Origin of the sequence: Kitasatospora sp. NPDC127060, from assembly GCF_042724935.1 — a bacterium.
Taxonomy (GTDB): domain Bacteria; phylum Actinomycetota; class Actinomycetes; order Streptomycetales; family Streptomycetaceae; genus Kitasatospora.
Genome location: NZ_JBHXEG010000035.1, coordinates 18,459 through 39,395, shown reverse-complemented (window position 1 = coordinate 39,395; position 20,937 = coordinate 18,459). Strand labels below are relative to the sequence as shown.

Here is a 20,937-nt window from a genome sequence, read left to right as displayed (position 1 = left end):
GATCGCTAACCTGGGGTCAGATTCCTTGGACGGTCGGACAGTCGGCAACAGATCAGCACATCGTCGCCCGCCGGCCGGGACCGGAGGGTGTGGGGAGGCGAAGCCCAATGGCCGCGAGACCACTCGTCGCACGACAGCCCAACGAGCGCCTGCAGCAACTGATCCAGGAGGCCAGCTGCTCCAACGCCGGTCTGGCCCGCAGGGTCAACCTGTGCGGCGCGGAGCACGGACTGGACCTGCGCTACGACAAGACCTCCGTCGCCCGCTGGCTGCGCGGGCAGCAGCCGCGCGGGCAGGCGCCGGCCGTGATCGCCGAGGCGCTCGGGCGCAAGCTCGGCCGCAGCGTGTCGGTCGAGGAGATCGGCATGGCCGACGGCAAGAACCTCAGCTCCGGCATCGGGCTGCAGTTCGCGCCGACCCTGAACGCGGCCCTGGAGCAGGTGTGCGAGCTGTGGCGCAGTGACGTCGGCCGGCGGGACTTCCTGACCGGTGCGACGGTCGCCGCCTCCGCGCTGGTGGAGCCCAGCCGGGACTGGCTGATCACCCCGCCCGACCCGGTGGTGGCCCGCACCGGCGGCCCCCGGGTCGGCCCCACCGACGTTGCCGCGATCAAGGCGACCACCGCGATGCTGGTCGACCTGGACCACCGCTTCGGCAGCGGTCACGTCCGCCCGGTCGTGGTGCACTACCTCAACTCGGTGGTCTCCGGCCTGCTCGGCGGCGCCTACCGGGAGGAGACCGGCCGCCATCTGTTCGCCGCGGTGGCCAGGTTGACCGAACTGGCCGGCTACATGGCGGTGGACACCGGGCAGCCCGGGCTCGCCCAGCGCTACTACATCCAGGCCCTGCGGCTCGCCCAGGCCGCCGACGACCGCGGCTACGGCGGCTATGTGCTGGCCGCCTCGATGAGCCACCTGGCGGCCACCCTCGGCAACCCGCGGGAGATCGCCCAACTCGCCCGCGCCGCCCAGGAGGGCGCCCGGACGGTGGCCACCCCGACGGCGATGGCGATGTTCTACGCCGCCGAGGCCCGCGGCCACGCCCTGCTCGGCGACGCCCGCTCCTGCGAGGCGGTGTCGGCCAAGGCGCTGGAGATGATGGAGAAGCGCCGCCCGGAGGACGACCCGGACTGGATCGTCCACTTCGACGACGCCTACCTCGCCGACGAACTCGCCCACTGCCACCGGGACCTGGAACAGGCCGGGCCGGCCGAGCACTACGCCCGCCGGGCGCTCGACCTCCACCCGCCGACCCGGGTCCGCCGCCGCGCGGTGGACCTGGTGCTGCTCGCCACCGCCCAACTCCAGCAGCGCGACCTGGAACGCGCCTGCGAGACGGGCACCCAGGCGGTGCGGCTGCTGAGCGGGCTGCGCTCCAACCGGGGCGTGGAGTACCTGGACGAGTTCCGGCGCCGGCTGGAGCCCTACCGGGAACAGCGGGTGGTGCGAGAGTTCCACGCCAGGGCGGACGCGGAGGCGGCCTGAGGACCGTCCGATCGTCTGTGCAGGGAGCGTGTGGGATCGTCCCGCCCACGTGGTCACCCGGTGAGGCGAACCGGTAGCGTGGGCGCGACGTCCAAGGAACTGTGATGCTCCCAAGAACCGACGAGATGTGGTCCGCCGCCAGTGCGCGGTCCTGCACAGGTGAGGAATCGCGTTGAGTCAGCGCCGCTCGTATCCCAACTCGGGTGACTTCAACCTGGACGACCTGTTCCGCCCCGAGCCCGGCCAGCCCCAGGGCCAGCCGGGCCAGCCGCAGGGCCCCACGGCCGTGCCGCCGGTGGGCCAGCCGTCCGGGCAGCCCGAGTACCTGGGCGAGGGCGCGCACGCGCTGCCGACCCAGGCCCCGCCCGCCCAGCAGCCCCCGTGGGGCGCCGCGCCGCAGCCCGGTTACGGCGTCCCGCCGCAGGCCGAGGCCGCCCCGGAGACCCAGCACCTGCCGCCGTACCCGGCCGGCGACCCGCAGGGCGGCTACCCCGCGCCGCAGCCCGGCTACGGCGTCCCGCCGCAGACCGCGCCCGGCTACCAGGGGCACCAGGGCTACCCGCAGGCCGTGCCGCAGCAGCAGCCGGGGTACCCGGGCCACGGGTACCCCCAGCAGGGCGGTTACGCCCAGGACGGCTACCCACAGCAGGACGGCTACGGGCAGCAGGAGGGCTACGGGCCGGAGCGGGACGCCACCCAGGCGGGCCGCTCGGGCCGCGGCGGCCGTTCGTCCAACAAGCTGGTCATCGGCGGCGTGGTGGCCGGCTTCGCGGTGGCCGGCGTGCTGGTCGCCGTGCTGATGAACGGCGACGACACCACCACCAAGTCCGACCAGAAGACCGCCCCGGTCGCCGCCACCGGCAGCAGCGCCCCCGGCGGGGCGAGCGCGAGCGGCTCCGGCGCGGCGGCCGACCCGGAGGTCAAGGCCCAGGCCCAGCCGCTGTCCGACCTGCTGGGCACCGCCAGCGACAGCCGCAGCGCGGTGGTCTCAGCGGTCGCCTCGGTGCAGAAGTGCGACAAGCTGCCCGACTCGCAGCAGGCGCTGTCCGGCGCGGCCGGCAAGCGGCGCGAGCTGCAGACCAAGCTCGGCCAGCTGAAGACCGACAAGCTGCCCGGCGCCCAGCAGCTGGTCGAGCAGCTCAACGCCGCCTGGACGGCCTCGGCCCAGGCCGACGACGAGTACGCGGCCTGGGCGACCGACGCCCAGGCCTCCTGCGACCCGAAGAAGCCGGACACCGGCAACCAGCACTACAAGAACGCGGTGCAGGCCAGCGGCACGGCGACCACCGCCAAGAAGCAGGCCTCCACCCTGTGGAACGCGATCGCCACCCAGACCGGGCTGCCCAGCCGCAGCGACGGCGACCTCTAGCAGTGCGGAACGGCCTCTAGCAGTGCGGAAGGGCGGGCCCGCGCCGGGCCCGCCCTCGGTGCCGTGCCCGGTCAGCTCGGGGAACGGGCCCCGGTGAGCACCCAGCGGACGTCCACGAAGCCCGGCTGCTGCAGCGTCATCCGGCCGGTCCTGACCACCTGGTAGGTGACCCAGGTGTTCACCAGCCGCGGGGACTCGGTGCTCGGCAGCATGTTGGTGGTGCCCCAGTTCAGCGGAGGGGTGAGCCCGACGTCGATGCCCTCACCGCTGTCCAGCAGGGCGGCGATGGTCTTCGCGGTGACCGCCTTGCCGGCCGCCGCCAGCTTCTCGGTGACCACCCGGAACACCTCGTAGGCGACCCAGGTGGTCTCCACGCCCGGGTCGGCGACGTCGATGCTGTGCCCGTCGGTGGCCTGGGAGCGCACCACCGCGCGCAGCGCGTCCCAGGTCTTGGCCGACTCCGGCGGGTACCAGCTGGTGACGAACGCGCCGGCCAGCGGGCCGGAGTCGCCGCCGGTGGAGTCGACCACCGACTGCTGGACGCTGCCGATCACCGAGGCGATCCGGGTGTTCTTCGCGTTCTGCCGCCGGTAGGCGTCCAGCAGGTTGCCCGTCGGCTCGGCGGCCAGGGCGCTGGTGACGCAGTTGCCCGGCTCGTCCTTGCCGATCGCCTTGCGGACCACCTGGCCGTAGTCCGAGGACTGCTCGGGCGCCTTGACGTCCAGCAGCTTGATCCCGGCCGGCTTGAGCGCGTTGCCCAGGTAGCCGAGCAGGTTGTCGCCGGCCGGGGTGTCCGGGCGGATCAGCGAGACGGCCTTGCAGCCGGCGTCGACCAACTGGCGGCCGCTGCCGGCGATCAGCGCGGGCATGCCGCCGTCCACCGGGTAGGACAGCGGGCTGGAGAACTCGGGCTGGGACAGGCCGTACCCGCCGATCAGCGGGATGCCGGCGCGCTCCAGCACCGGCATGAAGGCGTCGCCCCACTGGCTGTAGGAGCCGAGCACGGCGACCGCTTTGGCGTCCACCGCCTGCTGGGCGCAGGCCTTGGCGCCGTCCGCGGTGTTGTGCTCGTTGCACGTGATCACGTGCAGCCGGTGACCGTTCAGCCCGCCCTTGACGTTGACGTCGCGGCCGATCGACTCGGCGAGCGCGGTCATGCCGGGGCGGTCCGCGGAGCCGGTGCCGGACGGCGACCAGGTCATCACGGTCAGGTCGTCGGCGTTGGTGGAGGCATCGGCCGGTCCGCCGCACGCGGAGGCCGAGAAGAGGGTGGGGAACAGCACCGCGGCGGTCACCGCGGCGGCGATCGGGCGCCGCGGGCGGCGTCCGCTGATCGTGGGCCGGGCCCGGGAGGAGTCCCTTCGGCTGGTCATCGGTCTTCCCTCTCTGGGGCGCCATCCGGCGCACCGGGGAACAAGCCAAGCCCCGGCGCCGCAAGCCGAGAGGGCAGAAACGCGAACGCCCGGCAAACGGCCGCCGAAATCCGGGTCGGTACGCGTGTAGATCGCGAGTGGAGTACGAACAGACGGGGAACGTACGATCGTTCACCATGTCCGCCAGCACAGATTCTTCGCACCGGTCCGCCCGAAACCCTTCTCGTCCGGGCCACCGCTCCAGCACGATGGGCGGCATGCCGCTCAACGACCTGCCCTGGTGGCGCTGGCGAGCCCGACTGCGCTCGGCGCTGCACATGCTGTCCGACCCCGGTTTCCAGCACGAGGCCTGGCTGACCGGCCGGGAGGGCTACGGGGACGTCACCGACGCCGTCTACCGGCTCGTCGAGGACACCTGGCTGGACCGCTGGTCCGCCGAGAAGTACGTGGGCACCATGTTCCGCGACTCCGCCGAGGCCGCCCTGGTCGACGTCGCGGTGCTGCGCGCGGTGCAGCTGCTGCACGAGGTCGGCGCCGACGCCCCGGCCTCCGCCTACCTCGGCCACCCCGGCTGGCCGGAGACCGTCCGGGCCGCCCGCGAGGCCCACGTCGCCCTGGCCACCGGCGACGGGGACGACCCGGACGCCACCCCCAGGTCGCTGGACGTGCTGCGCATCCTGACCCAGGTCTGAGGCCGCCCGCCGGTCGGCGCCGTCCCGCAGTACGGGCAGCGGGGCGGCGACCGTCCACGATGTGACACGCTGGACCATTCACGCACGCGCGTGACGCATTCGTACGAGCTCAGAACGGGATACCCGCAGTGGAACAGCAGCCGGCCAGCGCCCAGTACGTCCTCACGCTGTCCTGCCCCGACAAGCAGGGCATCGTCCACGCTGTCTCCAGCTACCTCTTCATGACCGGCTGCAACATCATCGACAGCCAGCAGTTCGGCGACGGGGACACCGGACTGTTCTTCATGCGGGTGCACTTCTCCGCCCCCGAGCCGGTCACCGCCGACAAGCTGCGGGCCAGCTTCGCCGCGATCGGCGCCTCCTTCGGGATGGACTGGCAGATCCACCCGACCGAGCAGCGGATGCGGATCGTCCTCATGGTCAGCAAGTTCGGGCACTGCCTGAACGACCTGCTCTACCGCACCAGGATCGGCGCCCTGCCGGTGGAGATCGCCGCGGTGGTCTCCAACCACACCGACCTGCGGGACCTCACCGAGAGCTACGGCGTCCCCTTCCACCACATCCCGGTCACCCGGGACACCAAGGCCGACGCCGAGCGGCAGCTGCTCGACCTGGTCGAGAAGGAGAACGTCGAACTGGTCGTGCTGGCCCGCTACATGCAGGTGCTCTCCGACCGGCTGTGCACCGAGCTGTCCGGCCGCGTGATCAACATCCACCACTCCTTCCTGCCGAGCTTCAAGGGCGCCAAGCCCTACCACCAGGCGCACGCCCGCGGCGTGAAGCTGATCGGCGCCACCGCGCACTACGTCACCGCCGACCTCGACGAGGGCCCGATCATCGAGCAGGAGGTGGCCCGGGTCACCCACGACGTCAGCCCGGACCAGCTGGTCGCGCTCGGCCGGGACGTCGAGTGCCAGGCGCTGGCCCGCGCGGTCAAGTGGCACAGCGAGCACCGGGTGCTGCTCGACGGCACCCGGACGGTCGTCTTCGGCTGAGGCCCGCGGTCCGGCCGCGGCCGTTGCGTTGCGGCGGAAGCCGCGCGGCCGTCAGCGCCGGGAGAGCAGCGGCAGCGCGTGCAGCACCTCGCGCACCGCGGCGCGGTCACCGTGCTCGCCCACCGGCAGCCGGTCCGGGTCGCGGTGCGCGGCCGCCAACTGGCACAGCTCCAGGCCGTCCAGCACCATCGAGGCCACCGGCTCCCCGCCGGGAGCCTCCGTCGGCCCGCCGTCCAGCGGCACCAGCCACTCGCCGGCCGCCGGACCGTCCACCACCAGCCGCAGCCGCCGGCCGCCCGGGGCGGCCGCGGGCGCGTCCGGCGCCCCGGCGGGTTCCGGGTGCGCCGCGCGCAGCCCGGCCAGTGCCCGCGGCAGCAGCCGCACCACCAGCTCCACCATCTGCCGCAGGTGCTGCGGCGACGGCGGGGCGTACGGATAGGCGACGGCGCGGGCCACGTCCTCGCCGTGCACGAAGCACTCCAGGGCGCGGTCCACGAAGGCGTCGCGCAGCGGCAGCACCGCGAAGCCGAGGTCGACCGGGGTACTGCCCTGCGGGGCCAGCGCGGCGCTGCGCACCAGGTCGTGGGTCTGCTGGCGCCAGCGCGCCCGCACCGACTGCGGCGGCAGACCGGCCTGGTCGGCGAGCAGCCGGGCGGTGCGCGCGCCGACCGCCGCGTACGGTCCGCCCTGCGGCGGCACCCGTGGCACCCGCGGCGCCGGGACGAAGGCCTCCTGCGGCGGCACCCTCCGCTCCACGGCCGGCCCGGGCCCGGCCACAGCGGCGGCCGGCACCGGGTCGGGCAGACCGAGGGCGAGCGCCAGGAAGCCGTCCACGGCGGTCAGCCGGCCCAGCACCTCGGCCGGGTGCAGCCGCTCGGTGCCGCCGTACCACGGCAGTTCGGCCACCTCCTGCCACTCCTCCGGACCGAGGTCGCGCAGCAGCGCGTCGAGCTTGGCGGTCTCCGCGGTGTACGGCATCCCCCAGGCGGGGACGGGCAGTTCCGCCGGGCGGCGGGCCAGGCACCAGTCCAGCACCTGCCGGCGCAGCGAACCCGGCTGGTCCAGCGGCTCGTCCAGGGAGAGCCAGCCCGCCGCCTCGCGCAGCCGGGCCGCCTCCTCGGCACACTCCGGACAGTCCCGCAGGTGCTGCTCCAACTCGGCGGCCTCGCGCGGCGGGCAGGCACCGAGGGACCACGCGCCGAGCAGCGAGCGCAGGGCGTCGTGCCGCTCCTCGCTCATCCGCCCGCGCACCTCTCGACGATTCGCTCGCGCACGCTCACCTGCCCCCGTCCCCCTCGGTGTGCTCCTGGCGGGCGCGTTCGTCGGCCAGTTCGGTGGCCAGCAGCTCCAGTCCGAGCCGCATCCGCTGCTTGGCGGCCTGCTCGCTGATGCCGAGCAGCCGGGCCGTCTCCTGGTAGGTGCGACCGTCGTAGTACGTCACCGCGATGGTCTCACGCAGGGGTTGGGGCAGGGAGTCGACCACGTACTGCATCCGCGCGGCGGTGGCCACGGCGCGGATCTCCTCCTCGCCCGCGCCCGCGCCGGTGCCGCGGCCCGCGTCCGGTCCGGCGGCGCGCCGGGCCCGCAGCCGTTCGACCGCGCGGCGGTGGGTGAGCGAGCCGAGCCAGGAGCGCAGCGAGCCCTGGGCGGGGTCGAAGTCCTCCGGGTGCTCCCAGACGTGGGCGAAGACCTCCCGGGTGAGCTGGGCGGCGGCGGCCTGGTCGGCGAGTATCCGCCCGGCCAGGCCGTGCACCATCGGGGCGAGCCGGTCGTAGAGTTCGCCGAGCGCGGTCTCCTCGCCGCGGGCGAGGCGTCGCTGCAACTGCTCGTCCCAACGCGGGATCCGGTCCGGGGTGGCCATCGAGAACCAACCCTCCTGCCCGGCTCGTTGGCGTTACCCAACGGTATCCCCTGGCCGGTCGGCGGCGGAGGGGAATCCGCCAAGAACGGAACCCCGCCTCGTGGTTCGGATCCGTGGAGCCGGGCCGGCGAACGGCGGCCCGGCGGACGGCGGGTCGGCACCGGAGCGGCTCGTCCCGTGTGGGACGGTCCACCGATGGCGCTGTTCGAGAACCGCTGGACATATGTCGCACGGGTGGTTCGCGAGTGGCGGGCGGGGCGACGGGGGTGTCCGGCGGTAGGTTCCCGCCCAGGGCGTGTCCGACACGCCCTGCGGGACCGGCGTCGGCCCGGGCCGGACGAGTACCGGTGCGAGGCTCGTGAGAGTGAGCGGGACAGTATGCACTGCCCTGTCCCCCGATCGCCGGAATATGCCCGAAGCGCTTGCTGCGGTCCGTCCGCCCACGCATCCTGAGGCGTATTCGTGTCGTGGCCGGTGCGCGACCGACGAGTTGACGCGGGCGAGTGGCGCGGGCGAACGGGTCGGCGAACGCCCGGGCGAGCCGGGTGGCACCGGGCGAAGTGCGAGGGCCCCGCCGGCCGGCTGATCCGGCCCGATCGGGACGTTGGCCGAACTGCGAGTGCGGGTGGTGGAGCGGTGCAGGTTCTTCAGGTACAGCTTGCGGTGCAGGCGGACCCCGCCGAGGTCGGCCGGGCCCGCCGGTGGGTGCGCTCGCGGCTGCTGAACCACGGGGTCGACCCGGACGCGCCGATGGCCGAGACGGTGGTGCTGGTGGTCTCGGAGCTGGTCACCAACGCCGTGGTGCACACCGGCTGTCCGGCCGTGCTGAGACTCTGTCTGCCGGTGGCCGAGGGTGCGGCGCCGGCCGGTCCGCCCGGCCCGCTGCGGGTCGAGGTGGCCGACGCCAGCCAGGCCGCCCCGGCCCCCCGGCACGCCGGCGCGGACGAGGACGCCACCAACGGGCGCGGCCTGGAGCTGGTCGAGCTGCTCTGCGAGCGCTGGGGCTGGTACCCGGACGGCTCGGGCAAGCGGGTCTGGTGCGAGATCGGCGCCGAGGCCCGCCCGGCGGATCCCCTGGCCGGGATGGACTGGGCGGCTCTGGCGCAATAACGGCTTCCGGCACGGCCGGTGTCGATCACCGGCCGAAAGCTGACGCAACCATTCCGAATTTCGGACTACCCATTGACGTGACGTATCCGACTGATCACGCTTGGGTGCGGCTCCCGTTGCGAGGGGACGCCGAGGGGACGTCCGTCCGCCGCCACGGTGCTGCTGTCCAGGGGGATCGCGTCAGCAGGGGGGATCGTGGACTGCCGGGCGCGGCCCACTCCTCGGCGAGTGCGGAGGCCGTGGCGCGGGTTCAGGGCCCGTGCGCCGTGCTCGGACGGCGGCCCGCCACGTTGCGCTCGGCGCGTACGCGGTCGGCCGCCGTCCGGTGCGCCGGCCCCGGTGAGGCGGATTCCGGCCGGCGGCCCGCCCTTTCCCGGGATTCACTCGGCCCTGCCCGCCGTCACCTGCCTTCACTCGGCCTCACCTGCCTTCACTCGGCCTCACTTGGCTTCACTCGGCTCTACTCGGCTTCGGCCGGGACGCGGGACCGGGCCGGGTTCCGCTCCTGGGAGCCGGCCTGCGCCGGGGTGGTCCGGAAGGTGCGACGGTAGGTGGACGGTGCCACGTCCAGCCGGTCGCGCAGCTGCAGCCGCAGCGAGGCGGCCGTTCCGAAACCGGACTCCCGGGCGACCTGGTCGATGCTCAGGTCGGTGCGCTCCAGCAACTGCCGGGCCCGCTCGGTGCGCTGGGTGGTGATCCACCGGCCGGGGCTGGCGCCGGTCTCCTCGCGGAAGCGCCGGGTGAAGGTCCGTACGCTCATCCCCGCCCGGTCGGCGAGCCGGCTCAGCGGCAGCGGCCCGTCCAGGTGCTCCAGCGCCCAGGCGCGTACGGCGGCGGTGCCGGAGCCGCCGGAGTCCACCGGGCTGGGCGCCTCCACGTACTGCTTCTGGCCGCCGTCGCGCCAAGGCGGCACCAGGCAGTTGCGGGCCACCGCGTTGGCCACCGCGCTGCCGTGGTCGCGGCGCACCACGTGCAGGCACAGGTCCACCCCGGCGGCCACCCCGCCGGAGGTGAGGACGTCGCCGTCGTCGGTGTAGAGCACGTCCGGATCCAGCAGGACCTTCGGGAACGCCCGGGCGAAGCGCTCGGTGTAGCGCCAGTGGGTGGTGGCCGGGCGGCCGTCCAGCAGGCCGGCCGAGGCCAGCAGGAAGGAGCCGGTGCAGATCGACATCAGCCGGGCGCCGGGCCGGATCCGCCCCAGCGCGGCGGCCAGTTCGGGGGTGAAGGCGGCGTCCACGTCGTCCGGGGTGGCGTCGTGGGAGGCCGGGACCACCACCGTGTCGGCCCGCTCCAGCAGTTCGGGCCCGTGGTCGACGGTGATCCGGAAGTCGGCGCTGGTGGCGACCGGCCCGCCGTCCAGGGTGCAGGTGGCCACCCGGTAGAGCGGGCGGCCGGCGTCGTCCCGGGCGTTGCCGAAGATCCTTGCGGGGATGCCGAGTTCGAAGGCGATCACGCCCTCCAGGGCGAGTACCGCGACCAGGTGCGCCATGCCGTTCCTTCCCGTCCCCGATCCATCCCCGGTGGTTCCCCAGCGGCCCCCGGTGGTTCCCCCGGTGGTTCCCCGTGGGGCGGGTCCGGGCCAGGGTACGCGCCGGGCGTGGCCCGATTCTTGCGAAAGCTGTCATTCGGGCCACTCGTCCGGACCGCGCCCGCTCGGGAGACTCGTCCATGTGACCGAACGCAGTGCCCTCGCCGCCTCCACGACGCCCCCCACCACCTCGATACCCGGCCCCGGCCGGCGCCCCCGGGTGCACTACGCCTGGGTGGTGGCCGCCGTCGCCCTGCTCGTCCTGCTCGGATCGGCCGGCTTCCGCTCCACGCCCAGCCTGATGATGGACGCCCTGCACAACGAGTTCGGCTGGTTGCTCGCGACGATCTCCAGCGCCACCTCCGTCAACCTCACCCTCTACGGCCTCACCGCCCCCTTCGCCGCCGCCCTGATGGACCGTTTCGGCGTGCGCCTGGTGGTGGTCTGCGCGCTGCTCACCATCTCGGTCGGCGCCGGCCTCACCATGCTGATGCGCCAGCCCTGGCAGCTGGTCCTCTGCTGGGGCGTGCTGGTCGGCCTCGGCAGCGGCTCGATGGCCGGGGCGTTCGCCACCACCATCACCGGCCGCTGGTTCCAGGCCCGCCAGGGCCTGGTCACCGGGGTGCTCACCGCCGCCGGCGCCGCCGGGAACCTGGTCTTCCTGCCGGTCGGCGCCTGGCTGGTCGAACAGCACGGCTGGCGCTCGGCCGTGGTGGTGGTCTCGCTCGCCGCCAGCGCCGTCGCGGTGCCCGTCCTGCTGCTGATGCGCGAGCGCCCCGCCGACCTCGGCCTGCTCCCGTACGGCGCCACCGAGGCTCCGCCCGCGCCGGTGCGGGACGCCCGCGCCCTGGCCCGCACCCTGCGGGTGCTGCGCGACGCCGCCCGCACCCGGCCGTTCTGGCTGCTAGCGAGCTCCTTCGCGATCTGCGGCGCCACCACCGCCGGCCTGGTCGGCACCCACTTCATCCCGGCCGCGCACGACCACGGCATGCCCGTCACCACCGCCGCGAGCCTGCTCGCCCTGATCGGCCTGTTCGACGTGGTCGGCACCGTGTTCAGCGGCTGGCTCACCGACCGGGTCGACTCCCGGCTGCTGCTCACCGTCTACTACGGGCTGCGCGGCCTCTCCCTGCTCCTGCTGCCCCAGCTACTGGCCGGCTCGCTGCAGCCGCCGATCCTCGCCTTCGTCATCTTCTACGGCCTGGACTGGGTGGCCACCGTGCCGCCGACCGTCGCCCTGTGCCGCCGGCACTTCGGCGACGACGCCCCGATCGTCTTCGGCTGGGTGCTCGCCGCCCACCAGATCGGCGCCGCCGTGGTCGCCGGGCTGGCCGGCCTGGCCCGCGACGCGCTCGGCAACTACGACCTCACCTGGTACGGCGCCGGCGCGCTGTGCGCGGTCGCGGTCGGTCTCTGCCTGGCGCTGCGCACCGGACGGCCGACGGACCGGGTGGTGCCCGCCCTGTCCTGAGGCTCCCGGTGTTCTCGGGGCGGTGTCCGAGCGGAGGATTAGGCTCCGCTTCATGGCGCTCACCTTCACCCTCGACCCGAAGCCCGACCCCGACCTGCGCGGCGCCGTGGTGCGGCTCTGGACGGACGTGACCAACGCCGGCGGCGCGGTCGGCTTCGTGGCCCCGGTCGCCGAGGACGAGGTCTGGGACACCGCCGACGAGCAGTTCGCCGGGCTCGCCCCGGACGGCCCCGACCGGCTGCTGGTCGCGCACGACGGCGCGACCGGCCGGCTGGTCGGGGTGCTGTTCTTCGCGTCGATGCGGTTCGAGCCGATGGAGCACTGGCGGCTGCTCAAGCGGGTCATGGTGCACCCCGACTTCCAGGGCCTCGGGTACGGCGCCGAACTGCTCGCCGAGGCCGAGCGGGTGGCCCGCGCCTGGGGCCTGGAGTCACTGCGGCTCACCGCCCGCGGCGGCCTGGGCCTGGAGCGCTTCTACGAGCGCTGCGGCTACCGCGAGGTCGGCCGGGTGCCGGCCGCGATCCGGGTCGCCCCCGGGGACGACCGCGACGACATCACCATGTGGCTCGACCTGCGCTGATCCCGCCCCGGAGAGGTGACCGGTGCCCCCTGGCCCGCGCCGGGTGTCAGGCATGCTTGACTGGAAGACCCGCCCCGGCTCGACCAGAAGGATGTGTCCCAGTGAGCAGCAACGGCCCGCAGAAGTCGCACGCCACGCTCCGCTACACCTCCATGCGGGCCAGCATCTTCCTCGGCTGCCTGCTGGTGGCCCTGCTGCTCGGGCACTTCGGGATCATCCCGGTGAGCGGTGAGGCCGGGGTGATCTTCCTGGTCCTGCTGGCCGCGATCGCCTCCGCGCCGCTCAGCTACGTGCTGCTGAGCAAGCAGCGCGACGAGATGTCCTCCCAGATCAACAGCAAGGTCGTCGGGATGCGCAACCGTACCGCCGAGCGGATCGCCGCGCAGAACGCCGAGGAGGACGCCGTGGACGACGCCGTCCGCGCGGCCGCCTCCCGGCAGAACTGATCCCGGGCGCAACCCGCGTGCCCGCTGAGCCCGCCGTGCCCGCCGTGCCCGCTGAGCCGCACCCCCGCCCGGACGTCGAGTCCGGAGCCGGAGCCGAGGCCGGGACCGGGACCGGCGCCGGGGCCGAACGGCCCGCCGGGACGTGGCCGACCCCCGTGCGCCGGCCCACCGGGCGGGACGTGGCCCGGCTCGCCGGGGTCTCCCAGGCCACCGTCTCGCTGGTGTTCTCCGGGGCCGAGGCGGGCCGCCGGGTCTCCGAGGCGACCAGGGAGCGGGTCCGCGAGGCGGCCCGCAGCCTCGGCTACCGCCCGCAGGCGGCCGGCCGGCAGCTGCGGCTGGGCCGCAGCGGGATGATCATGCTGGCCGTGCCGAACCTCCAGGGCCCGTTCTTCGGCCGGGTGCTGGAGGGTGTCCACCACGAGGCCGGCCGGCACGGGCTGGCGGTCGTGGTCAGCTCCGGCTGGGGCAGCGCCACCCTCGCCGAGGCCGCCACCGCGGGCCGCTTCGACGGCCTGCTGATCTGCTCCCCGGACGACAGCCAGCTGGGCGAGCTGCCGCCGGACACCCCCGCCGTCTTCCTGGACGCCGACCCCGGCACCGACCGGGCCCGCCCGACCGTCGAACTCGACGTGGCCGGCGGGATGCGGGCGGCCGTCGAGCACCTGGCCGCCCTCGGGCACCGCCGGATCGGGCACCTGCGCTCCACCCACGCCGCCTACACCTTCCGGGTCCGGCAGGCCGCCTTCGAGCAGGCCGTCCGCGAACTCGGCCTGGAGGTCGTGGAGCTGGGCGTGAGCCTGAACGAGGGCTATGCGGCCGCGAGGATCGTGGCGGGGGAGCTGCTGGAGCGGGCGGACCGTCCGCGGGCGGTGATCTGCGACGACGACGTGGTCGCCTCCGGCGTCTACCAGGCCGCCGCCGAGCGGGGGTTGCGGGTGCCGGAGGACCTGTCGGTGGTCGGCATGGACAACATCGCGGTCTCCGGGCTGCTCGCCCCGCCGCTGACCACCGTCGACCTGCCCGGTGAGGACCTGGGTCGGGCAGGGGCGGCCGCGCTCGCCGGACTGCTGCGCGGGGAGCCGGTGGAGCCGCTCGCGCCGCTGGCCACCTCGCTGGTGCGGCGCTCCTCGACGGCCCCTGCCTCAGCCCCTGCCCCTGCTTCGGACCCGGCTCCGAGCTCGGACTGACGGGCCTTCGGCGAGCCGGCCCCGGCGGGCCGGTGTCCGACGGGGTGCCCGTTCGTACTAATCCGATCAGGTGAATCCGGATCTTTTCCTCTCGCGCCGTGGCCTCGGACGTTTAATCGGACGGTGAGATTCCGCCTATGCGGACGCCCCGACCACGATCCCCACGCCTGTCCAGAGCTGCCCGACTGGCCACTGCCTTCGGCCTGTTCGCGGGCACCCTGCTCACCGGAACCCTCACCGCCCCGCCCGCCGAGGCGGCCGTCACCTTCACCAAGACGGTCGACAAGGCCACCGTGGTGCCCGGCGAGAACGTCACCTACACCCTGCGCTACACCTGCTCGGTGAGTGACTGCACCAGCGGGCACATCACCGACTCACTGCCCGCCGGGATGGAGTTCGTCGGCTGGGTCCCGGACGCCAGCACCGTCGACGTGGCCGGCTCCACCGTCCCGGCCGCGGGCACCGTCGCCGGCGCCCTCGACATCAAGCTGCTCACCCTCACCCCCGGGACCACCGCGACCGTCAAGGTCGTGCTCAAGTTCCCGAACTTCACCACCCCGAACAACACCCGGACCGTCAACTCGGCCACCCTGACCGCCGACGGCGAGCCCCCGGAGACCGGCTCCGCCTCCACCACCGCGCACGTCCAGCCCGACTACAAGGTCACCAAGGGCGTCCAGGCCAGCAGCCAGGACGGCCGCTCGGTCACCTACCAGTTCAGTGCCTGCTCCACCGCCGGCGTCCCCAACGTCGACCTGGACGCCGCCCGGCTGGTCGACACCCTGCCGCCGGGCGCGGTCGTCGACACCGGGCGCTCGCCCGGCTGGGCCCAGGACCCGGCCGACCCGGACCGCTGGATCTACGACATCGGAGAGTTCCGGGCCGGCAACGGCCAGGCCGGCTGCCGCATCCCCGGCGTGCTGGTCGTCAACTATCCCGACCCGCCCTTCCCCAGCGGCACCACCTCCACCAACTCCGTGGTCCTGCAGGGCGACCCGCTCGGCCCCGAGCCGATGCGCGACCTGTCCACCGACACCGCGCAGACCCCGACCTTCCAGCCGCCCGCCACGGGCATCCAGGTCACCGCCTCCAAGGTCTGGCGGAACCAGGTCGACTCCGGTGACATCGCCTCCTTCGGGATTCGTCCCGGCAACGCCGCCGGGCCCGCCACCAGCCTGGTGATGACCGACCCCGGCTCGGGCACCACCCCCGGCCTCTACGACTGGCTGATCCCCCAGGCCGTCCAGTGGTCGACGTGGACCCCCACCAGCATCGTCCTCACCCTGCAGTACCGGCTGAACGGCGACCCGACCTGGCAGACCTTCACCCCCACCAAACCGTTCAACGGCTCCAGGCCCGGCTGGATCACCTTCGCCACCGGCGCCGGCAACCCCGACTACGACGTGATCGGCATCCCGGCGGGCCGCTGGCTGGACGGGCTGCGCTTCGAGTGGAACGGCCCGATCCCGACCGGCTGGAGCCCCGGCGACGCCGTTCAGGTCCACGCCCAGGTCGTCACCCCCGGCCACGACGGCCGCCCGGCGCCCACCCCGCTGCACAACTGCGTGGACGTCACCGGCACCGACGCGGCCGGCGACACCTCCGCGGCCGCCGCCTGTGCCGACACCACGGTCACCGCCGCCGTCAACCTCGGCGCCGCCAAGACCACCACCGCCGGCGCCGTCCTCGCCCCCGGCGGTACCGCCACGTTCGAGGTGGTCCCGTACAACCGCACCGGCCGCACCCTCGACACCCCGCTCGTCCTCTACGACCTGCTGCCGCCCGGCCTGGTCTACGTCGACGGCAGTGCCCGCCGCAACCCCGCCTACCCGGACTCCGTCGCCCCCCAGTCCGTCCAGGTGCTGCCCGGCCCCGACGGCCGCCAGCTGCTCAAGATGACCTGGCCGGCCGGTGCGCCCGACATGATGTACCAGAACGACGGCAAGGCGTACCGCACCCTGATCGACGCCCAGGTCGCCGGCAGCGCCCAGCCCGGCACCCTCACCAACGACGTGTACGTCACCACCGAGGGCGCCACCGCCCCCGTCCGCTGCTCCTACTTCGGCACCGACAGCGGGGTGCCGGACACCCTCGACCTCAACGGCGACGGCAACACCACCGAGACCATGTGCCACGCCTCCTCGCAGGTCGAGGTGCAGGTCCCGGCCGTGCTGCGGTCCTTCAAGGAGGTCAAGGGCGACCTCGACAAGGACTACGCCACCACCGGCACCACCACCCCCGGCGGCGGCATCTCCTACCGGCTGACCGTCCGCAACGACTCGCCCGACCCGGTCACCGAGTTCATCGCGTACGACAAGCTGCCCACCCCGGGTGACTCCTACGTGCTGCGGCCCGACATCCAGCGCGGCTCCGCCTGGACGCCCTCGCTCACCCAGCCGCTGACCTCCAGTGACCCGACCGTGGTGATCGAGTACACCACCTCGCCCACCCCGTGCGTCTCCGGAGCGATCACGGTGCCCGGCCCGTGCGACGCCAACGCCCGGTGGAGCAGCACCTTCCCCGGCCCCGGCACCACCACCTGGTTCCGGGTCCGCCGGCCCGGCACCCTGGCGCCCGGCGCCCTCTTCACCCTGACCTGGCCGATGGTCGCCTCAGTGGACGCCGGCAACGCCGACTTCGCCTGGAACAGCTTCGCCTACACCGCCACCGACTCCAGCGGCAGCCCGCTGCTGCCCGCCGAACCCGCCAAGGTCGGCGTCGGCGTCCAGGCGCCAGTCCCGCCGAACAACGCGCTCGGCGACCTCGTCTGGGCCGACCGCGACGGCAGCGGCATCCAGCAGCCCGGCGTGGCCGGCGTACCGGGCGTCCGGGTCGAACTGCTGGACGGCGCCGGGCAGCCGGTCCGCGACAAGATGGGCAAGCCGGTCACGACGGTCACCGACGCCACCGGGCACTACCTGTTCGACAAGCTGCCGGACGGGGAGTACACGGTGCGCTTCGACCTGACGACCATTCCGTCCGGGGCCAAGGTCACCGTGCGGCACGCCGGGACGGATCCGGCGCTGGACTCGGACGCCGACCCGGTCACGGGGACCACCCAGACGGTGCGGCTGTCGGGCGGGCAGCGGGACCTGAACCTGGACATGGGGCTGGTGCTGGCGGGGTCGCCTTCGCCTTCGCCGACCTCCTCCCCCTCTCCGACCTCCTCCCCCTCTCCGACCTCGTCCCCTTCTCCGACCTCGTCGCCGTCTCCGACGAGTTCGCCCTCGCCCACGTCGTCGCCGTCTCCGACGTCGTCCCCTTCTCCGACCTCGTCGCCGTCTCCGACGAGTTCGCCCTCGCCCACGTCGTCGCCGTCCCCGACGTCGTCCGGGTCGCCCTCGCCGAGCCCGACGCACAGCCCGTCGCACAGTCCGACGCACAGCCCGTCGCCGTCCCGGAGCCACGGGGGCGGTGAGCTGCCCGGCACCGGTGGGTCCGGGCTGGTGCCGGTGCTGCTGGCGGCCGGTGTGCTGGGCAGCGGTGTGCTGTTCACCGTGATCGCCTGGGGTCGTCGGGGCCGCCACAGCTGATCGCTCGGGCGATCGCTCCGGATGAGTGGAAGGACATGACTGCGCCCGCCGGCCAGACCCCGGCGGGCGCAGTCGTCTGTGGGGGTGGGCGGTCAGCCCACCGGGACGGGTTCGGCGAGCGGCGCGACCGGTGCGCCGCGGAACCAGCGCCGGGCGCCGAACAGCACCAGTGCGCCGAGCGCGATCCCGCCCGCCGCGCAGACCGCGACCGAGCGCAGCGAGCCCTCGGCGAGGTGGCCGGAGACGGCGTAGCCGAGCGAGTTGCCGGTGGCGAACAGGGTGACCAGCCAGGCGAAGGCCTCGGTGACCGTCCCGGTCGGGGCCAGTTCGGCGACCAGGACGAAGGCGGCGGCCAGCAGCGGGGCGAGCAGGATGCCGGAGAGGAAGGCCAGCGCGGCCATCGGGTACGGGCCGGGCAGCGTGACCAGCGGCAGGTAGGAGGCGGCCATCGCGAGGGCCATCATCCAGGTGCGGGTCGCGGTGCTCTGCCGCCAGTCGACCATGCCGTAGGCCAGCGCGCCGAGCAGTCCGCCGAGCGCGGCCAGCGCCAGCAGGGTGCCCCCGCCGCCGGGCAGCGTGCCGGAGTGCTGTTCGGCGTAGGCGATGAACAGCACGTTCTGGGCGCCTACCGCCCAGCCGGCCCCGGCCAGTCCGATCAGCAGCAGCACCAGGCCGGGGGAGCGCAGCGGGCCGAGGAGTCCGGCGGACTGCTCGCGGGCGGGGGCGCGCCAGGTCCGGGCGGGCGCCGCGGTGGCCACGACCAGCGCACCGACCAGGCCGAGTCCGGCAGCCACCCAGAGCGCGGCGACCGGGCTGAAGAGTCCGGCGATGCCGGCGACGGCCAGCGGTCCGGCGACGTAGAGGATCTGCTGGGAGGCGGAGTCGAAGGCGTACGCGGTGTCGAGCTGGTCCTCGTCGACCACGGCCGGCCAGAGCGAGCGCAGGCAGGGTTCCAGCGGGGGCATCGCCAGGCCGGCGACAGCGGCGCCCAGGGGGGCGGCGAGCGCGGAACCGGGGGTGAGGGCGAGCAAGGCGTACCCGCCGCCGGCCACCACGGCGGAGGCGAGCAGGACGCGCGGCTGGCCGGTGCGGTCGACGATCCGGCCGAGCACCGGGCCGCCGACGGCGGCGGCGAGCGCGTAAACGGAGGTGGCCAGGCCGATCCGGCCGTAGGGGACGCCGGCCTCGCGCAGGGCGAGGGCGATCACCAGGGCGGTCATACCGGCGGGCAGGCGGCCGAGCAGGGTGCCGAGCAGGAGTCGGGTGACGTGCGGGGCGCGAAGCAGGGCGAGGTAGCCCATCGGTGGTCTTCTCCGGTCAAGGCAGGGGAGGGCGGGGCGCTGTCAAAGTTATACGTATAACTGCCGGCCGGTCAATCTGGCCGGAAGGTGGATCTGATGGGGCGTCAGCTTCGTTCGTGTCCGGATCCCACTCCTGTCCCACTCCTGGATGCGGGTCCGGAGTGGCCTGATCTCAAACAAGTACTTTGAACATCTCAAACCTTTGCTGCTAACGTGTCGGCCGTGACCACTTCAGAAGCACTGCGGATGCACGGCCCGGGCCAGCTGCCCGGCGCCGCCCGCCCGGGTGCTCTGACCGGTGCTGTGGACAGCCCGCGCCGTTGTCGCGCCATGAGCTGTGCAGCCATGAGCTGTATCGCGGCGGCACGCCCCTGAAACGGGGTCGGTGACCCTCTCCCGTCCGGCTCCGCGCCGTGCCGCCTCCTCTGCTCCACTTCCCACCGTCAGCAACGCCCTCCCCCGGAGCCGCACCCCCATGTCCACAGCGCCCGAGGCGACCTCGTCGCCGTCCGTGCTCACCCGCATCCGCAAGACGCCGTTCTGGGTGCAGATCGTCGCCGGCCTCGTGTTCGGCATCGGCCTCGGCTACCTGGCCCGCGCCGCCGACATCTCCTGGCTCGCCACCACCCTGGAGACCATCGGCAAGATCTTCGTCCAGCTGCTCAAGCTGGCCGTGCCGCCGCTGGTGTTCACCGCGATCGTGGTGAGCGTCGCCAACCTGCGCAACGTCACCAACGCGGCCCGCCTGGCCACCCGCACGCTGCTCTGGTTCATGATCACCTCGCTGATCGCGGTCGGCATCGGCCTGGGCCTGGGTCTGCTGACCAACCCCGGCCAGGGCACCAACCTGAAGACCGAGGGCCTCAAGGCGCTCGACTCCAAGGGCACCTGGATCGACTTCCTGACCGGGATCTTCCCGACCAACATCGTCGACGCCTTCGTCAAGGTGAACGTGCTGCAGATCGTCTTCATGGCGGTCGTGGTCGGCGCCGCGATCATCAAGCTCGGCGCCAAGGCCGAGCCGGTCCTCAAGATCAGCGAGTCCGTGCTGGAGCTGACCCAGACCGCCCTCTGGTGGGTCATCCGGCTCTCCCCGCTCGGCACCCTCGGCCTGATCGGCAAGTCCGTCGCCAAGTACGGCTGGGACCTGCTCAAGCCCTTCGCCACGCTGACCCTCGACATCTACGTCGGCTGCGCGCTGGTGCTGTTCGTCGTCTACTCGCTGGTGCTGCGCTTCGCCGCGGGCCTCAACCCGGTGCACTTCTTCAAGGGCGCCTGGCCCGCCATCCAGCTGGCCTTCGTCTCGCGCTCCTCGGTCGGCACCCTGCCGGTCACCCGCCGCGTCACCGAGCGCCTCGGCGTCCCGAGCGAGTACGCGTCGTTCTCGGTGCCGTTCGCCGCCACCACCAAGATGGACGGCTGCGCCTCGATCTACCCGGCCGTCGCCGCGATCTTCGTCGCCCAGGTCTACAACATCGAACTGGGCATCAAGGACTACATCCTGATCGCCTTCGTCTCGGTCGTCGGCTCGGCCGCGACCGCCGGTCTCACCGGCGCGATCATCATGCTGACGCTGACCCTGTCCACCCTGGGCCTGCCGCTGGAGGGCGTCGGCCTGCTGCTGGCCATCGACCCGATCCTGGACATGATGCGCACCGCCACCAACGTCGCCGGTCAAGTTGTAACGCCGATCGTCGTGGCTGCCCGCGAAGGCATCCTCGACCGCGAGGCCTACAACAACCCGAGCGGTGACCTGCTGGACGAGCCGGCCGCCATCCCGGCACCGGCCTCGGTGAAGGCTGCTGCTGCCGCATAGGCAAACAGCTTGGACGAGCCCTCCCCCTTCAAGCGGGGGAGGGCTCGTTTGGTTGGAAGCAAGGGCGGATCCCCGGGGTGGGCGAGGAGAGTTGCGCATGGTCGCCCGGCGAGAGCCGCCCTAGTTTTGCTGATGAGTACAACGCCCGCAGTGCTCTCGCTATCGTGGACGCGAGTCAGTCGGGTGGACGG

Annotated in this window: 16 protein-coding genes; 11 read left to right on the top strand and 5 right to left on the bottom strand. The window is 73.5% G+C overall.

Annotated elements, in window-relative coordinates; translation table 11 throughout:
- Positions 1-107 precede the first annotated feature (107 nt).
- Together ACFWIS_RS20500 and ACFWIS_RS20495 are read left to right on the top strand one after the other, a co-directional pair.
- Positions 108-1,484 (top strand): transcriptional regulator, encoded by a 1,377-nt coding sequence (locus ACFWIS_RS20500; RefSeq protein WP_380455190.1) that lies wholly within the window; start codon positions 108-110, stop codon positions 1,482-1,484.
- Positions 1,485-1,656: 172 nt separating this feature from the next.
- Entirely contained in the window at positions 1,657-2,853 is a 1,197-nt protein-coding gene (locus ACFWIS_RS20495) for a hypothetical protein (protein WP_380455188.1), read from the top strand.
- Between the two features lie 71 nt (positions 2,854-2,924).
- On the opposite strand, the gene ACFWIS_RS20490 is transcribed toward ACFWIS_RS20495, so the two are convergent.
- On the bottom strand, positions 2,925-4,226 hold the full coding sequence (locus ACFWIS_RS20490) for an ABC transporter substrate-binding protein (protein WP_380455186.1): 1,302 nt from the start codon (positions 4,224-4,226) through the stop codon (positions 2,925-2,927).
- A gap of 257 nt (positions 4,227-4,483) precedes the next feature.
- On the opposite strand from ACFWIS_RS20490, the gene ACFWIS_RS20485 reads away from it, so the two are divergent.
- Positions 4,484-4,918 (top strand): hypothetical protein, encoded by a 435-nt coding sequence (locus tag ACFWIS_RS20485; RefSeq protein WP_380455184.1) that lies wholly within the window; start codon positions 4,484-4,486, stop codon positions 4,916-4,918.
- 128 nt (positions 4,919-5,046) lie between these two features.
- Entirely contained in the window at positions 5,047-5,913 is an 867-nt protein-coding gene (purU, locus tag ACFWIS_RS20480) for a formyltetrahydrofolate deformylase (protein WP_380455182.1), read from the top strand.
- A 51-nt stretch (positions 5,914-5,964) separates the two neighbouring features.
- Here the strand turns inward: purU and ACFWIS_RS20475 are convergent, their stop codons facing one another.
- Together ACFWIS_RS20475 and ACFWIS_RS20470 are read right to left on the bottom strand one after the other, a co-directional pair.
- Entirely contained in the window at positions 5,965-7,152 is a 1,188-nt protein-coding gene (locus ACFWIS_RS20475) for a zf-HC2 domain-containing protein (RefSeq protein ID WP_380455180.1), read from the bottom strand.
- Between the two features lie 37 nt (positions 7,153-7,189).
- Positions 7,190-7,774, bottom strand: coding sequence for a sigma-70 family RNA polymerase sigma factor (locus ACFWIS_RS20470; RefSeq protein WP_380455178.1), 585 nt, complete (start codon positions 7,772-7,774; stop codon positions 7,190-7,192).
- 636 nt (positions 7,775-8,410) lie between these two features.
- Between ACFWIS_RS20470 and ACFWIS_RS20465 the strand changes: the two genes are divergently transcribed.
- On the top strand, positions 8,411-8,884 hold the full coding sequence (locus ACFWIS_RS20465; RefSeq protein WP_380455176.1) for an ATP-binding protein: 474 nt from the start codon (positions 8,411-8,413) through the stop codon (positions 8,882-8,884).
- Between the two features lie 460 nt (positions 8,885-9,344).
- On the opposite strand, the gene ACFWIS_RS20460 is transcribed toward ACFWIS_RS20465, so the two are convergent.
- Entirely contained in the window at positions 9,345-10,373 is a 1,029-nt protein-coding gene (locus ACFWIS_RS20460; RefSeq protein ID WP_380455174.1) for a GlxA family transcriptional regulator, read from the bottom strand.
- Between the two features lie 181 nt (positions 10,374-10,554).
- Between ACFWIS_RS20460 and ACFWIS_RS20455 the strand changes: the two genes are divergently transcribed.
- The 5 genes from ACFWIS_RS20455 (at position 10,555) to ACFWIS_RS20435 (ending at position 17,629) form a co-directional block, all read left to right on the top strand.
- Positions 10,555-11,883: an MFS transporter gene (locus ACFWIS_RS20455; protein WP_380455172.1), complete on the top strand. Its 1,329-nt coding sequence runs from the start codon at positions 10,555-10,557 to the stop codon at positions 11,881-11,883.
- A 52-nt stretch (positions 11,884-11,935) separates the two neighbouring features.
- A complete protein-coding gene (locus ACFWIS_RS20450; protein WP_380455170.1) occupies positions 11,936-12,463 on the top strand; it encodes a GNAT family N-acetyltransferase in 528 nt (175 codons plus the stop codon).
- A 101-nt stretch (positions 12,464-12,564) separates the two neighbouring features.
- A complete protein-coding gene (locus ACFWIS_RS20445) occupies positions 12,565-12,909 on the top strand; it encodes a DUF4229 domain-containing protein (RefSeq protein ID WP_380455168.1) in 345 nt (114 codons plus the stop codon).
- Positions 12,910-12,926: 17 nt separating this feature from the next.
- Entirely contained in the window at positions 12,927-14,096 is a 1,170-nt protein-coding gene (locus ACFWIS_RS20440) for a LacI family DNA-binding transcriptional regulator (protein ID WP_380455166.1), read from the top strand.
- Positions 14,097-14,233: 137 nt separating this feature from the next.
- Entirely contained in the window at positions 14,234-17,629 is a 3,396-nt protein-coding gene (locus ACFWIS_RS20435; RefSeq protein WP_380455164.1) for an SdrD B-like domain-containing protein, read from the top strand.
- Positions 17,630-17,721: 92 nt separating this feature from the next.
- Here the strand turns inward: ACFWIS_RS20435 and ACFWIS_RS20430 are convergent, their stop codons facing one another.
- Positions 17,722-18,930, bottom strand: coding sequence for an MFS transporter (locus ACFWIS_RS20430; protein ID WP_380455162.1), 1,209 nt, complete (start codon positions 18,928-18,930; stop codon positions 17,722-17,724).
- 475 nt (positions 18,931-19,405) lie between these two features.
- Here ACFWIS_RS20430 and ACFWIS_RS20425 point away from each other — a divergent pair, with 475 nt between their 5' ends.
- Positions 19,406-20,746, top strand: a complete 1,341-nt coding sequence (locus tag ACFWIS_RS20425) for a dicarboxylate/amino acid:cation symporter (protein WP_380455160.1) — start codon at positions 19,406-19,408, stop codon at positions 20,744-20,746.
- The last annotated feature ends 191 nt before the right edge of the window (positions 20,747-20,937 follow it).